The sequence below is a fragment of the Marinomonas profundimaris genome (assembly GCF_000508165.1).
Lineage (GTDB): Bacteria > Pseudomonadota > Gammaproteobacteria > Pseudomonadales > Marinomonadaceae > Marinomonas > Marinomonas profundimaris.
The window spans coordinates 124,714-139,013 of the sequence record NZ_AYOZ01000002.1; the positions used below are offsets into that span (position 1 = coordinate 124,714).

Consider the following 14,300-nt stretch of genomic DNA (forward strand, 5'->3'; position numbering starts at 1 on the left):
TTATGCGTGTGACTTATCTTGGTGTATCAGAGTCGGCGGCGTTTATTGCGGCCAATAGTGTGCGAATCCCTTTGTATGTGGATTCCGTGTCGGCGGGGTTTCCTTCACCTGCACAAGACTTTGTTGAAAAATCCTTAGACTTAAATGAGTTCTGTGTCGCTCACCCAACGGCGACATTTTACGTTCGTGCTCAGGGGGATTCGATGATCGATGCGGGCATTCACTCTGGCGATGTCTTAGTGGTTGATCGTTCGTTGACCGCGCGCCATGGCGACATTGTGATTGCCTGTATTCATGGGGAAATGACGGTGAAGACATTGGAGCTTAAACCCAACGTGTTGCTTCGTCCGAAGAACAAAGCGTATAAAGCGATTCAAATTACCGAGGAATCGGAGCTGGAAATTTTTGGTGTGGTCACGGGCGTGGTTCGTAAGTACGAGCGCCATTAATGCAAACCGTCTTCGCTTTGGTCGATTGCAATAATTTTTACGCCAGTTGCGAGAAGTTGTTTCGGCCAGATTTAAAACACACGCCGGTGGTGGTGTTGTCGAATAACGATGGCTGTATTGTCGCGCGTTCCAAAGAGGTAAAGGCGCTGGGTATTAAGATGGGCGTGCCGATGTTTCAGGTTCAAGACGAGATAAGAAAGCACGGTATTGTGTGTTTTTCGTCAAATTATGCGCTGTATGCGGATCTGTCGAATCGGGTGATGACCATCTTAGAAGAAGAGGCGCCACGGGTGGAAGTGTATTCCATCGATGAAGCCTTTATGGATTTAACTGGTGTTAATCATGTGGTGGATTTGCTGGCATTTGGCAAACGAGTAAAAGCGAAGGTGGATCAATGGACAGGCATTACGGTGGGCGTGGGCATTGCGCCAACCAAGACGCTGGCGAAGTTAGCAAACCACGCCGCGAAGAAATACCCTGCTACGGGGGCGGTGGTGGATTTGATGGATCCCGATCGGCAAAAGCGCTTGCTGGCGTTGGTCGATGTGAGTGATGTGTGGGGCGTTGGCCGTCGCACTACAGTAAAGCTAAAGGCGAGGGGAGTTCATACCGCGTTGGATCTTGCCAATGCTGACCCTAAATCGATTCGAAGTGAGTTTTCTGTGGTGTTGGAGCGAACCATTCGAGAATTGAATGGGGTGTCGTGCTTGGATTTGGAATTGGTTAGGCCAACCAAGCAGCAAATTATTTGCAGTCGGTCATTTGGTCATAAAGTGACAGACAAACGCGAACTACGGGAAGCCATCGCCAAATACACAACCAGAGCGGCCGAGAAACTACGCGGTGAAAAACGCCTTTGTCGAGTGATTAGTGTGTTTATTCGAACCAGCCCTTTTATTCCGAACGAACCGCAGTACTCAAAAACCCTTTCTGCGGAACTGCCCAGCCCAACCGACGACACGCGAGACTTATTAGACGTTACCGAAGCCATCTTTCATCACATTTACCGTGCTGGCTTTCGCTACGCCAAAGGCGGCGTAATGCTGGCGGACTTCTACGAACATGGCGCCTTCCAACAAGACTTATTCCGATTAAACAATACAAAACGCAACTCAAAAGCCATGATGAGCGTGGTGGATCGAATCAACCGCAGCGGCCTCGGCAACGTCTTCTTCGCCTCGCAAGGCGTGTCACCACAATGGTCAATGAAAAGAGAATACTTATCGCCAGCGTACACGACGAAGTGGGATGAGTTGCCAAAGGTTTTTTGATTAAACGTGTAGAAAGTAGAGATGGACTATTGGTTAAAAAAATCAAACGATAATGATTGATTGAGCGGTGTTTCATGAACGATAAAGCAAGCAACGAAAATTTTAGTAATATGAATGGGTCTGAGTATCACTAATTATACTGGTGTTTTTATTGCTAGCGATGTTGCGGGGGATATGTTCTAGAAGATACGGCAATTGGCATTCAAGATAAGCCGCAGGCTTCTTCACCCGTTGCTATTTTTGGGTGGAGTGCATTTCACTTAAACGTAAAGTATTGGTGTTTTGTAATAAAAAACGAGCCATTTGGCTCGTTTTTTGTTTCAGGCTAGGATTTTTAATCTTCGTAGCTGTCGATCGGTGGGCATTCGCAGAATAGGTTGCGATCGCCGTAGACGTTGTCGATACGACCAACCGGTGGCCAGTATTTACGCGCTTTAATCCAAGGAAGTGGGTAAGCCGCTTCTTTGCGCGAGTAAGCGTGAGTCCATTCGATATCAAGAAGGCTATCCGCGGTGTGTGGTGCGTTCACCAATGGGTTGTCTTCTAGTGGCCATTCGCCCGCTTGCACTTTGCTGATCTCTTGGCGGATCTGGATCATGGAATCACAGAAGCGATCTAGCTCATCAAGATTCTCAGATTCGGTTGGTTCGATCATCAGTGTGCCAGCAACTGGGAATGACATGGTTGGCGCATGGAAACCGAAATCCATTAAGCGTTTTGCAATGTCTTCTTCACTGATGCCTGATTCTGCTTTTAGTGGGCGAATATCAATAATACATTCGTGCGCCACTGTGCCGTTTTTGCCGGTATACAAAACTGGGTAGTGCTCGCCTAGGCGCTTAGCAATGTAGTTGGCGTTCAAAATGGCGTTGAAGGTTGCGTCACGCAAGCCTTGGTCGCCCATCATTTTGATGTACATCCAGGTGATAACAAGAATGCTCGCGCTGCCGTATGGTGCTGCTGATACGGCGCCGTGCTGATCGGCCATGCCTAAAACAGGTGTGACTGCGTGTCCAGGCAGGAAAGGTGCAAGATGAGATTTAACACCAATTGGTCCCATACCTGGGCCGCCACCGCCGTGTGGAATGCAGAAAGTTTTGTGTAGGTTAAGGTGAGAAACATCTCCACCAAACGTGCCAGGAGGCGCAACGCCAACCAGTGCGTTTAGATTGGCACCATCGATGTACACTTGGCCGCCAAACTTGTGAACGATGTCACACACTTCGCGAATGTGCTCTTCAAATACACCGTGAGTCGATGGATAAGTCGCCATGATGCAGCTAAGTTGAGCGGCGTGTTTCTCTGCTTTTTCTGCAAGATCAACTAAATCAATGTTGCCGTCTTTATCACATTTAACGATGACTACTTTCATGCCCGCAAGCGCAGCAGAAGCTGGGTTGGTACCGTGAGCAGAACTTGGGATAAGGCAAACATCGCGCTCATGATCACCACGAGATTTGTGGTATTTATCAATGGCTATCAGTCCGGCGTATTCACCTTGAGCGCCCGAGTTAGGTTGCAATGAAACGGTGTCGTAGCCGGTTGCTTTGGAAAGCATGTCGATTAGCTCTTGTAACAAGGCATGGTAGCCAGACACTTGATTATCCGGTGCGAACGGGTGGATGCGACCAAATTCTGCCCAGGTGACCGGAATCATTTCAGAAGCGGCGTTTAGCTTCATTGTGCAAGAGCCAAGTGGGATCATGCTTTGGTTCAGTGCGATGTCTTTCACTTCTAATTGGTGCATGTAGCGCATCAATTCAGTTTCGCTGTGATGACGGTTGAACACAGGATGCGTCAAGATGGCGTCTTGACGCAATAACGATGCATCGAATCCTTGCGTCGCGCTGGCGCCGATAATGTCTTCGTGAGTCAGTGTCGCACCAAAGCATTCCGCTAATTCAATCAGGTCACTCGGGGTGATGGTTTCGTTCAACGCGATGGACACTTGGCTGTCAGAGGCTTTGTAGAAGTTCATTAGCTTCGCGGCGCCTTTTGCCATGATGCTGTCGGTTTGATCGCCGGTGTTTACAACCACGGTGTCAAAGTAACTGGCGTTGGTGGTGAAGCCTTTTTGTTGAATGGCTTTAGCAAAGCAATCCGTTAACGCTGCAACGCGGTTAGCGATTTTCTTAAGTCCATCTGGGCCGTGGTAAACCGCATAAAAGCCCGCCATCATGGCCAGTAATGCTTGCGCTGTACAAATGTTCGATGTGGCTTTTTCGCGGCGAATGTGTTGCTCGCGCGTTTGCATTGCCATGCGCAGTGCAGGTTTGCCATGGCTGTCTTTGGACACGCCAATAACACGGCCTGGCATAGAGCGCTTGAATGCGTCTTTTGTGGCTAGGAATGCCGCGTGTGGTCCGCCGAACCCCATTGGTACGCCAAAGCGTTGTGCAGAGCCAAAGACAATGTCTGCGCCCATGTCACCTGGCGATTTCAATAGCACAAGAGAGAGAAGGTCGACGGCGATGCTGACCAGTGCGCCTTGTTCGTGTGCTTGTGCAATCACGGGGGTTAAATCGGTGATAGTGCCATCAATGCCTGGGTATTGAAAAACGGCCCCAAACACGTCGTGATTCGCAAAGTTCGCGATGTCATCAACAATGACGTTTATGTCTAATAATTCTGCGCGCGTTTTAATGACGTCGATGGTTTGTGGCAAGCAATGGCTGGCAACAAAAAGATCGTCGCTTTTTTTGCGGTTCGAGCGCTTCATTAGTGTCATGGCTTCGGCCGCGGCGGTTGCTTCATCTAGCAAAGACGCATTCGAAATTTCCATGCCGGTTAGGTCGATGATGACTTGTTGGAAATTCAATAGCGCTTCCAAACGACCTTGTGAAATCTCAGGTTGGTAAGGGGTGTACGCGGTGTACCAGCCTGGGTTTTCTAATAGATTACGTAAAATAGGGGAAGGAACATGTGTGTCGTGATAACCCATGCCGATAAAAGAGCGGGCGACTTTGTTTTGATTAGCGATGGCTTTCAACTGCACTAACGCTTCGCTTTCGCTAACAGGGTCGGCTGAGATGTCTAGATTTGCTTGACGAATGGCTTCAGGAACGGTTTTTTCAATCAGTTCTGGAAGGTTGTTTATGCCGATTGTTGCTAGCATCTTGGCTTGCTCTGATGCGTCAGGGCCAATATGGCGAGCAATAAACTCATCATTGTTTAACAAATCGCGAATGCACGAAGTCATGGTTCAATCACCTATTAAGATAAAATCGGGAGAATGGGCTCTCTTTATTAAAGGAAAAGGAGAGCCATTTAGAGACTATTCGATAGTGGCTGAATAGCCTGCAGCATCAAGTAGTTTATCAAGGTCAGCGGCGTCGCTAAGCTTGATTTTTGCAATCCAAGCGCCTTCGAAAGGAACTTCGTTGATTAGCTCTGGGGCATCGTTTAGCGCTTCGTTGACGGCAATCACTTCGCCATTAACGGGAGCGTAAATGTCAGACGCGGCTTTAACTGATTCTACTAGAGAGAATTGTTCCGTTGCCGTTACTTCTGCGCCTACTTCAGGTAATTCAACATAAACCACGTCGCCTAGTAGATCTTGCGCATGATCCGTAATACCAACAGTAACGGTGCCGTCTCCATTGTCCAATACCCATTCATGTGAATCCGCGTATTTTAAATTTTCTGGGATAGTGCTCATTTTATTATGCCTCTTTAAAAAAATACCCAAGGAGGTTCGTCCTTGGGTATGTGATTTTAGCGGTAAAGTGGGAAGCGTTTGCAAAGCTCTTTTACTTCTGCAAGTACGCGAGCTTCTACTTCTGGGTTGCCTTCAGGCATGGATACTAAACCGTCAAGTACGTCACTGATAAGGTGGCCTACTTTTTCAAACTCTTCGATGCCAAAACCACGAGACGTTGCGGCAGGTGTACCGATACGTATACCAGACGTGATCATTGGTTTTTCAGTGTCGAAAGGAATGCCGTTTTTGTTGCATGTGATGCCGGCACGTTCTAGTGCTTTATCAACAATGTTGCCTTTCAAACCTTTAGGGCGAAGGTCAACCAGCATTAGGTGGTTGTCTGTTCCGCCAGTTACGATATCGCAACCACGTTCGATCATGACAGCAGCCAATGCTTTAGCGTTAGCAACCACTTGGTCGATGTAGACTTTGAACTCAGGTTTAAGGGCTTCACCGAATGCCACTGCTTTACCAGCAATAACGTGCATTAGTGGGCCGCCTTGGTAGCCTGGGAAAACCGCAGAGTTGATTTTTTTACCAAGATCAAGATCATTGGAAAGAATCATGCCGCCACGTGGTCCGCGCAGTGTTTTATGTGTTGTGGTTGTCACAACATGCGCATGTGGTAGCGGAGACGGGTGAGCGCCAGTCGCAACCAAGCCCGCAATGTGAGCCATGTCGACGAATAGGTAAGCGCCTACTTTGTCAGCGATTTCACGGAAACGTTTGAAATCGATAACACGAGGAATGGCGGAACCACCCGCGATGATCATTTTAGGTTTGCATTCGATCGCTTGCGCTTCGATTGCGTCGTAATCGATCAATAGCGTGTCAGGATTCACTTGGTATTGAACGGCGTTAAACCATTTGCCTGATTGTGCTGGTGGCGCACCGTGAGTTAAGTGACCGCCTGCGTCCAAAGACATACCAAGAATCGTGTCGCCAGGTTGAAGTAGTGCAAGCATCACTGCGCCATTTGCTTGGGCGCCAGAGTGAGGTTGTACGTTAGCGAATTCACAGTTGAATAATTGCTTAGCGCGATCAATAGCCAATTGCTCTGTAACGTCAACTGCTTCACAGCCGCCGTAGTATCGACGGTTTGGGTAGCCTTCCGCGTATTTGTTGGTAAGCACAGAACCTTGAGCTTCTAAAACCGCTTTAGACGTGATGTTCTCAGAAGCGATCAATTCGATGCCAGTTTCTTGGCGCTCTTCTTCTTCAACAATCGTTGCGAAAATCTCTGGATCTCGTTCAGCTAACGTTTGGCTGAAAAAGGCTTCGGTGTTGGCCATGGGGAAATTCCTCTTAAATAAACATGTATGCCCAAAAGACAATGAGTCTTGCGTATAATAACACTAAGGCAGTCTAAGATGATGAAAAAAGATCATCTTTCCAAGAGCGTCAATCATTGATCGGATTACGTCATTTGAAATGTATCATAATAAAAAAGTTTCCAATTGGAAACATAAATGGCGAATGAATTTAAAACTTTATAATTCGCGATTAATTGACCGATTGTTCAACTATTTCCTTTGAATTTGTTGGCCTGGCTTCTACTTTTTGTCTAATAAGTTGTATTTGCTACTTGTCAAATCCTGTCGATTTTAGATACCCTGTTTCCAATTGGAAACAAAATCTAAACACTTTAATTAAGGTATTTCCTATGGAACGCACTGCTTTATACAGTCTACATCTTGATTCCGGCGCTCGAATGGTTGAATTTGCTGGTTATGAAATGCCAGTTCAATACCCTTTGGGTGTGATGAAAGAGCATTTATGGGTTCGTGAAAATGCGGGTTTGTTTGATGTTTCTCACATGGGGCAGGTAATTTTAAAGGGGGCGAATGTCAAAGCGTCTCTTGAGTCGATTTTGCCTGTTGATGTGCTGGACTTACCAGTTGATATGCAGCGTTATGGCATGTTTACGACGCCTAAAGGCGGCATCACGGATGATTTGATGTTTGCTAATTGGGGTGAAGATATCTTTATGGTGGTTAACGCAGCTTGCAAAGAGCAGGATATTGCATATTTGAAGGCGTCGTTAGTGGGTTGCGATGTTGAGGTGATTGAAGATCGTGCATTGTTGGCGATACAAGGTCCAAAAGCACGAGATGTGTTTGCTCGTATGATTCCTGATGCCGCAACGATGACGTTTATGCAGAGTCTTAAGTTTGATTGGAATGGCACAGAAATCTGGGTGAGTTGTTCTGGTTATACGGGGGAAGATGGTTACGAAGTGTCTGTGCCGAATGATCAGGCGGGTGCTTTTGCTTCTGCGTTGCTGGCTTATGACGAAGTGGAGTGGATTGGTCTTGGGGCACGTGACTCTTTGCGCCTTGAGGCAGGCTTGTGCTTGTATGGGCATGATATTGATACCAATACGACACCAGTGGAAGCGTCAATTAACTGGGCAATCCAAAAAATACGCCGTTTGGATGGTGAGCGCGCGGGAGGTTTCCCCGGTGCGGATGTTATTCTTCCTCAATTTACAAATAAGCCTGCCAAAAAGCGTGTTGGTTTCTTGGTTGATGGTCGGGCACCAGTTCGTGAAGGTGTTGAGATCGTTAATGCGGACGGTGTTGTGCAGGGTAAAGTGACCAGTGGAGGTTTCTCGCCAACGTTAGCGCAACCTATTGTTATGGCGTATGTTTCGACGACGTCGCTTGATGCCGCTGAGCCGTTGTTTGCTAGTGTGAGAGCGAAGAGTATTCCTCTTAAGCAAACTGCGATGCCATTTGTGCCTTCGCGCTACTACCGAGGCTAGAGTTGTCGGGGGTAAGGTTGTCCTAGGTAACGTTATCTTCAGTAAAATTATCGCGGATTATCATTGAAGCGAATCACTCTTAGTGGCTGCGGATTGGTAGTTCGCTAGCAAAAATACAATGCGCTATGCGGAGTCAATCACTTTGCATGGCGCATTTTTGTTTCTTATGTGATAATTCTTTACATTTGGAGTCTTCAGTTGGAAAGTGCTACGCAACTTGTGGAGGCCTTTAGTGCTTGTTTTTTTTCAGGTTTTAATACTCGCTTAGTGGGTGGGGCAGAAGAGCCGCTTTACTTGCCAGAACAAAAGAACATGCCGGCCACTGTCTTTTTTCGTCTTGATTATCCGTCTAGTGCGCTGCATGAAGTCAGCCATTGGTGTATCGCTGGACAAAATAGGCGTCTGCAAGAGGATTATGGCTATTGGTATGAATCTGATACTCGTGATTTACAAACTCAGCAGGCGTTTGAGCGAGTAGAAGTAAAACCACAGGCGGTTGAGTGTATTTTGCATTGGGCGGCCGATTTACCATTTCGTGTGAGTGTTGATAATCTCTCTTTTCCAGATTATGACGCGATGCATTTCGAACAAGCCGTTATGCTGCAAGTTGGCGAGTATATTTCTTCTGGTTTGCCTGAGCGCGCCAAGGTTTTTTCCATGTATTTATTGGCGCAGCGTCGCCCTGATTTGATTTTTGACGAGTTTTTAAAGCAACAGTATGAAGATTATTGCAGATGAGAATATGCCAAATGCGAAAGCCTTGTTTTCGCATTTGGGCACGGTTGAGTTGGTTAATGGTCGAACATTGACGCATGAGCAAATAAAAGACGCCGATGTGCTGTTGGTTCGCTCCGTTACCAAAGTTACTCGTGAGCTTATAGCGGGCAGTAAAGTTCGTTTTGTTGGAAGCGCCACTATTGGTGTCGATCATATTGATATGAACTACCTTGCTGAACAGAATGTCGCTTTCAGTAGTGCGCCTGGGTGTAATGCGGAGGCGGTGGCGGACTATGTGTTTAGTGGTTTAAGTTATCTCTATTTGACCAAGGGTGTGCGCTGGGCAAGCAAAAAAATTGGCGTTATCGGATTTGGTAATGTAGGTAAAACCGTTTATGAACGTTTTGCACAGATGGGTTGCCAAGTCTGTGTTTACGACCCGTTAAAGGAAGGGGTTGATAATACGGTAAACTTCGCCTCTTTAGACGAGGTGTTAGGTTGTGATGTCATTTCCCTGCATGCTCCTTTGACACAGTCAGGCGAATTCCCAACGCGCGGAATGCTTGGTGTGGAAGAGTTGAAGCAATTGTCTGCGGGTGTTGCGATTATTTCGGCAGGACGAGGCGGTGTCATTGATGAAAAGGCCTTAATGGCGCGTTATCGTCAGCTTAAAGGTGACATGCATTTGGTGGTGGATGTGTGGGATGGTGAGCCAAACATTAATCAAGATTTGGTTTCGATTGTCGATATTGCCACGCCGCATATTGCGGGTTATAGCAAGCAGGGTCGTGAGAAAGGCACGTGGATGGTGTATCAAGCATTGTGTCGTGATTTGAATTTGGGTGCTTCTGCGCTTGCTAGAAAGGACGCTATTAGTGCAGGATGGCTTTCTAATGTCTCTGTGTGTGCTGGTGGTGTGCTGGAAGAAGTCTTGGCTCGTAGCATTCATGCGCTCTATGATGTCGCGAGAGATGACGCGCGTTTACGTTTTAAGTATCGAGAGAATAAAGAACATAACGTTTTTGACTGGCTGCGGAAGCATTATGTTGAAAGGGATGAGCTAAATACTTGTTTGATCAACGCCGATAATAGCGCTATGTGTAAAATTTTACGGGCTACTGGTTTTTCGGTAAATACATAATAAATATTAAGGTAAGTGCATGGCTGGAGTAATGCAGGTTGATCTAGGAGATCTTGAGGTACCAATAGGGACGAATGTACAGTTGGAATTTATTTCCCCTCCGGGGCGATTTATGGTGAAAGTACTTGGGAGTATTCCAGGGAAGTCACTGATTTTGTCTAGCCCTAAATTAAAAGGCAAAAATATTTTAGTCAGAGACAGTCAGGTGGTGAATATTCGGCTTATGTTGAGTACGCATGTTTGTGCTTTCTCGAGTAAAGTGGCGAAAAGTTATTTGGAACCTGCGGCTCACCTACATATCGCTTATCCAAGTTATGTGGAAACGTCAGAGGTTCGCCAGGCTGTACGAGTTGAAACGCGTTTGATCTCAAATGTTGAACCGACTGCGGCTGCTACAACCATTGGCGCTGCTTCTTCATGTATTGTGATTGATTTGAGTCTTGGTGGAGCGAAGCTCATTTCGAAGGAAGATTTTGGCTCTGTTAATCAGACAATGAAATTGGTGTGTAATATCAAAATTGGCCCTTATACGCATATTCTGAAATTAGATTGTGAGATTCGATCGCAAGAAATCCAAATGATTGAGCAGGTCCAGGCCAGTTTAGTCGACAACGATTTCTTGACGCGAATGGGAGTTGAATATTTTTACGTGTATGGCATCCGTTTCGTGGATGTTGTTAAAGAGGCGGGGATACCGCTTATGGCGTTTATTCTTGAAACGCAGAGAAATAAAATCAAATAATTTTTTTGTGCTTGGTGCTTGGTGCTTGGTGCTTGGTGCTTGGTGCTAAAAAATGAATAAAAAAACGTCAGCTTAGGCTGACGTTTTTTTTGTGCGATGAGCGTGGTAGTTAAAGAGCTTGAAGTGCTTTTATTCTGTCTTCAATCGGTGGGTGGCTAGAAAAGAGCTCTCCCATTGTTGGAACTTTACCGCGACGAATACCAAAAGCAAGCATGGAGTCAGGCATGTGGCTTTCTTCGTGCTCTTGCTGTAGTCGGGCAAGTGCTGCGATCATCGCGCTTTTGCCGGCCAGTCTCGCGCCGGCTTCATCGGCTCTGAACTCACGAAAGCGAGAGAACCACATGACAATCATGGATGCCAAAATTCCGAAGATGATTTCGAAAACAAAGGTCGCAATGTAATAACCCCAACCGACAGAGCCTTCGTTGTCATTTTTCCGCAAAAACTGATCAACAGCGTAAGCGGCGATCCGAGCGAAAAACATTACAAAAGTATTAACCACGCCTTGGATTAGTGACAGTGTGATCATATCGCCATTCGCGACATGACCGATCTCGTGGCCTAATACGGCTTTTATTTCATCAGGAGTAAACCTGTCTAGCATTCCGCTTGAAACGGCAACGAGTGCCGCGTTTCTGTTCCATCCCGTGGCAAATGCATTCGCATCATGAGCTGGAAATATAGCCACTTCGGGCATTTTGATGCCAGCTTTTTGTGATAACTCTTGCACGGTATTAATTAACCAAACTTCCTTGTGGTTTCGTGGCTGCTCAATGACAACGGCACCAGAGCCGCGCTTCGCCATGAATTTAGACAATAGTAGTGAAATGATACTGCCAGTAAAGCCAAATACCCCGCAAAATATGAGTAGAGAGGTAAAGTTAAGGCCATTACTGGTCATGTAACCATTAACGCCTAAAAGGCTTAAGACAAGACCGGCTACCACCATGACAGCAAGGTTTGTCAATATAAACAGGATGATGCGCATTACTATGCTCCTTAGGAAACTGTTATGGAGCATAGTAGGGTTTTATTGGATTAATTCAAGAGAGAAATTAGCGCTTTCTTAATCTACTCAGAAAAGCGGCAAATCGTTCCATGGCAGGTGTTAGCTCTTCAGTGTGCGGAAGGAATACAAATCGTACGTGATCCGGTGTGGGCCAATTGAACCCCGTACCTTGGACAATAAGTACTTTTTCTTCTTGTAGAAATTTCAAGACAAGATCCATGTCGTTTTTTATGTTGTACATGCTCTGGTCGAGTCTAGGGAAAAGATACAGCGCTCCCTCTGGTTTGTGGCAATGAACACCGGGCATGGAATCAAGAGCCTCCCACGCCACCTTTCGCTGTTCATAAAAGCGTCCTCCAGGAATGATTAACTCATTAATGCTTTGATATCCTCCTAGGGCGGTTTGTACGGCGTGTTGTGCTGGTACATTAGCGCAGAGTCGCATTGAGCTGAGTATGTCTAAACCTTCTATGTAGTCCTGTATGCCGGACCTGTCACCGGTAATGACCATCCAGCCTGAGCGGAAGCCTGCCGTTCGATAGACTTTTGATAATCCACCAAAAGTAATGCAAGGCAAGCGACCTTCCGTTAGCGTTGCGGTGGGAATGTGTTTGGCGTCATCGTAGAGAATTTTGTCGTATATTTCATCGGAAAAAATCAGAAGGTTATGCTCTTCGGCAAGATCTATGATTGCGTCCAGAATGCCTTTTTCATATACGGCGCCAGTAGGGTTGTTTGGGTTGATGATGACAATGGCTTTTGTTTTGTTCGAAATTTTCGAGCGAATGTCATTAATGTAAGGCTGCCAGCCAGAACCTTCATCACATAAGTAGTGTTTAACATAGCCGCCAGATAAAGTAGCGGCCGCGGTCCATAATGGGTAATCCGGTGCAGGGATCAGAATTTCATCGCCATCATTGAGGAGGCCTTGCATGGCCATGACGATCAGTTCACTGACGCCATTCCCCATCCAAACGTGGTTTACATCGGCAGATTTAATCCCCATTGCTTGGTATTTTTGCATGACGGCTTTACGAGCCGAAAAAAGCCCTTTGGATTCGCAGTAGCCTTGAGAGGTGGGTAAGTTGCGAATAACGTCGACAAGGATCTCATCTGGTGCTTCAAAGCCAAATGGGGCAGGGTTCCCGATGTTGAGCTTTAGAATGCGATGGCCCTCTTCTTCCATTCGCATGGCTTCCTTTAGAACGGGGCCGCGGATTTCATAACAGATGTTGGCGAGTTTGTTTGATTTGCGAATTTTCACCACGCTATCCTTGTGTTGGTTAAGTTGTTGGTTAAGTTGTTTGTTAAAGGGAAGTGTGTCGTCATTGGAAGCAATAAGTGCTTCCTGTAAATAAAACGACCTTCACAAAGAAGGTCGTTTCATATGCTTGATGCTTATTTAAGTAGCACTATGATGTTTGGGTCATTTAGTAAGCGATTAACGGTTTGGCTTGCTAGGTTATTCATGTCGTCTTGAATGGCTTGCTGATAAGGCATGGTGCCGTATTCTCTTACTTTCTGAGAACCGTAGTTTGCTTTATAGGTTTGGCCTTTTGCCGCGAGCGTGGTTTTGAGTTCGAATTCCAGTGTGGCAATAGTTTTTAATGTTTCTACTTCTGTGGTGTAGCTCATTTTTGTGATTTCGATCTGTAGCTCTGCTGCAGGCATTACGCCTTGTTCTGGTGTAAAGCCTAACTCACGCAAACCACTCAATACACTTTCTTTCACGCTCTGCTTAATGTCATTCGTTGTAAAAATGTCTGCTCGCTCATTGATGCCTGTTTTAATTGAACCAACGGCGTTGGTGAGCTTTGAGCTGGTGGTAACGTTGATAACTCTGTCGTTGGTCAGGCTTGCGCTTTTTACATCAACTTCTGGTGTGATGCTTATATAATGCGTTGTAGAGCACCCAGCCAATAAAAGTGTTGAAAGTGACAAGGTTAAAAAGAGTTGTTTGTTTAGCATAAAAGCTCCGATTCAATTGATTTATAAAGCGACTTTTTTTCTAAGTTACTTTAATTAATGAAAAAAACTGTTGATTTTCAGATTGGTAACAGTAATATACGCACCCGCTCACACAGCAAGATTATAACGCTGTCCCATTCGTCTAGAGGTCTAGGACACCGCCCTTTCACGGCGGTAACAGGGGTTCGAACCCCCTATGGGACGCCATCCTTTCATACGGTTGGTTGTATAGTCTACATATAAATTGTTGGATGAGAAGTGTTTTGCGGGAATAGCTCAGTGGTAGAGCACAACCTTGCCAAGGTTGGGGTCGCGAGTTCGAGCCTCGTTTCCCGCTCCATCATCGTTGTTAGCGATAGCAGGGTGATTTGTTTACAGTTATGTCAAAACTGAATCGAGTCCCATTCGTCTAGAGGCCAAGGCCTCCGCCCTTTCACGGCGGTAACAGGGGTTCGAACCCCCTATGGGACGCCACTATTTATGCGGCTTCATTTAGATGAGGTTTATGAATCGCTTGAATAGAGTAGAGCGGTTAGGTA

Annotated in this window: 12 protein-coding genes and 3 tRNA genes; 9 read left to right on the forward strand and 6 right to left on the reverse strand. The window is 46.2% G+C overall.

The genetic code is table 11. The features are described from left to right. The first annotated feature begins 2 nt into the window (after positions 1-2). Positions 3-449, forward strand: coding sequence for a translesion error-prone DNA polymerase V autoproteolytic subunit (umuD, locus tag D104_RS21870; RefSeq protein ID WP_024022786.1), 447 nt, complete (start codon positions 3-5; stop codon positions 447-449). Beyond that, positions 449-1,720, forward strand: a complete 1,272-nt coding sequence (gene umuC / locus D104_RS21875; protein ID WP_024022787.1) for a translesion error-prone DNA polymerase V subunit UmuC — start codon at positions 449-451, stop codon at positions 1,718-1,720. The genes umuD and umuC overlap by 1 nt, the downstream gene beginning before the upstream one ends. A 334-nt stretch (positions 1,721-2,054) precedes the next feature. Here umuC and gcvP read toward each other — a convergent pair whose 3' ends face one another. The 3 genes from gcvP to glyA form a co-directional block, all read right to left on the reverse strand. Further along, positions 2,055-4,919 (reverse strand): aminomethyl-transferring glycine dehydrogenase, encoded by a 2,865-nt coding sequence (gene gcvP / locus D104_RS21880; protein WP_024022788.1) that lies wholly within the window; start codon positions 4,917-4,919, stop codon positions 2,055-2,057. Between the two features lie 75 nt (positions 4,920-4,994). After that, positions 4,995-5,378, reverse strand: coding sequence for a glycine cleavage system protein GcvH (gcvH, locus tag D104_RS21885; RefSeq protein ID WP_024022789.1), 384 nt, complete (start codon positions 5,376-5,378; stop codon positions 4,995-4,997). Positions 5,379-5,434: 56 nt separating this feature from the next. Further along, positions 5,435-6,712, reverse strand: a complete 1,278-nt coding sequence (glyA, locus tag D104_RS21890) for a serine hydroxymethyltransferase (RefSeq protein WP_024022790.1) — start codon at positions 6,710-6,712, stop codon at positions 5,435-5,437. Positions 6,713-7,083: 371 nt separating this feature from the next. Here glyA and gcvT point away from each other — a divergent pair, with 371 nt between their 5' ends. The 4 genes from gcvT (at position 7,084) to D104_RS21910 (ending at position 10,784) form a co-directional block, all read left to right on the forward strand. Further along, a complete protein-coding gene (gcvT, locus tag D104_RS21895) occupies positions 7,084-8,184 on the forward strand; it encodes a glycine cleavage system aminomethyltransferase GcvT (RefSeq protein ID WP_024022791.1) in 1,101 nt (366 codons plus the stop codon). A 198-nt stretch (positions 8,185-8,382) separates the two neighbouring features. Then, on the forward strand, positions 8,383-8,922 hold the full coding sequence (locus tag D104_RS21900) for an elongation factor P hydroxylase (RefSeq protein WP_024022792.1): 540 nt from the start codon (positions 8,383-8,385) through the stop codon (positions 8,920-8,922). Next, on the forward strand, positions 8,903-10,042 hold the full coding sequence (locus D104_RS21905) for a 4-phosphoerythronate dehydrogenase (protein ID WP_024022793.1): 1,140 nt from the start codon (positions 8,903-8,905) through the stop codon (positions 10,040-10,042). Before D104_RS21900 ends, D104_RS21905 begins: the two co-directional genes overlap by 20 nt. A gap of 19 nt (positions 10,043-10,061) precedes the next feature. Then, positions 10,062-10,784 (forward strand): flagellar brake protein, encoded by a 723-nt coding sequence (locus D104_RS21910; protein ID WP_024022794.1) that lies wholly within the window; start codon positions 10,062-10,064, stop codon positions 10,782-10,784. Positions 10,785-10,893: 109 nt separating this feature from the next. Here the strand turns inward: D104_RS21910 and htpX are convergent, their stop codons facing one another. From htpX to D104_RS21925, 3 genes are all read right to left on the reverse strand, one after another. After that, complete coding sequence (gene htpX, locus D104_RS21915; protein ID WP_024022795.1) at positions 10,894-11,772, reverse strand: protease HtpX; 879 nt, start codon at positions 11,770-11,772, stop codon at positions 10,894-10,896. Between the two features lie 67 nt (positions 11,773-11,839). After that, positions 11,840-13,057, reverse strand: a complete 1,218-nt coding sequence (locus D104_RS21920; RefSeq protein ID WP_084545988.1) for a pyridoxal phosphate-dependent aminotransferase — start codon at positions 13,055-13,057, stop codon at positions 11,840-11,842. A 134-nt stretch (positions 13,058-13,191) separates the two neighbouring features. After that, on the reverse strand, positions 13,192-13,761 hold the full coding sequence (locus D104_RS21925; protein ID WP_024022797.1) for a YajG family lipoprotein: 570 nt from the start codon (positions 13,759-13,761) through the stop codon (positions 13,192-13,194). Between the two features lie 131 nt (positions 13,762-13,892). Here D104_RS21925 and D104_RS21930 point away from each other — a divergent pair. From D104_RS21930 to D104_RS21940, 3 genes are all read left to right on the forward strand, one after another. Further along, positions 13,893-13,968, forward strand: a tRNA-Glu gene (locus D104_RS21930). Positions 13,969-14,026: 58 nt separating this feature from the next. Next, a tRNA-Gly gene (locus tag D104_RS21935) sits at positions 14,027-14,101 on the forward strand. 58 nt (positions 14,102-14,159) lie between these two features. After that, positions 14,160-14,235 (forward strand) — tRNA-Glu (locus tag D104_RS21940). Positions 14,236-14,300 lie beyond the last annotated feature (65 nt).

Bases quoted from the DNA above. Each gene is read 5' to 3' on its own strand.
- umuC (WP_024022787.1), top strand. From the start codon at position 449: ATGCAAACCGTCTTCGCTTTGGTCGATTGCAATAATTTTTACGCCAGT.
- glyA (WP_024022790.1), bottom strand. From the start codon at position 6,712: ATGGCCAACACCGAAGCCTTTTTCAGCCAAACGTTAGCTGAACGAGAT.
- gcvP (WP_024022788.1), bottom strand. From the start codon at position 4,919: ATGACTTCGTGCATTCGCGATTTGTTAAACAATGATGAGTTTATTGCT.
- D104_RS21910 (WP_024022794.1), top strand. From the start codon at position 10,062: ATGGCTGGAGTAATGCAGGTTGATCTAGGAGATCTTGAGGTACCAATA.
- gcvT (WP_024022791.1), top strand. From the start codon at position 7,084: ATGGAACGCACTGCTTTATACAGTCTACATCTTGATTCCGGCGCTCGA.
- htpX (WP_024022795.1), bottom strand. From the start codon at position 11,772: ATGCGCATCATCCTGTTTATATTGACAAACCTTGCTGTCATGGTGGTA.
- D104_RS21905 (WP_024022793.1), top strand. From the start codon at position 8,903: ATGAAGATTATTGCAGATGAGAATATGCCAAATGCGAAAGCCTTGTTT.
- gcvH (WP_024022789.1), bottom strand. From the start codon at position 5,378: ATGAGCACTATCCCAGAAAATTTAAAATACGCGGATTCACATGAATGG.
- umuD (WP_024022786.1), top strand. From the start codon at position 3: ATGCGTGTGACTTATCTTGGTGTATCAGAGTCGGCGGCGTTTATTGCG.
- D104_RS21925 (WP_024022797.1), bottom strand. From the start codon at position 13,761: ATGCTAAACAAACAACTCTTTTTAACCTTGTCACTTTCAACACTTTTA.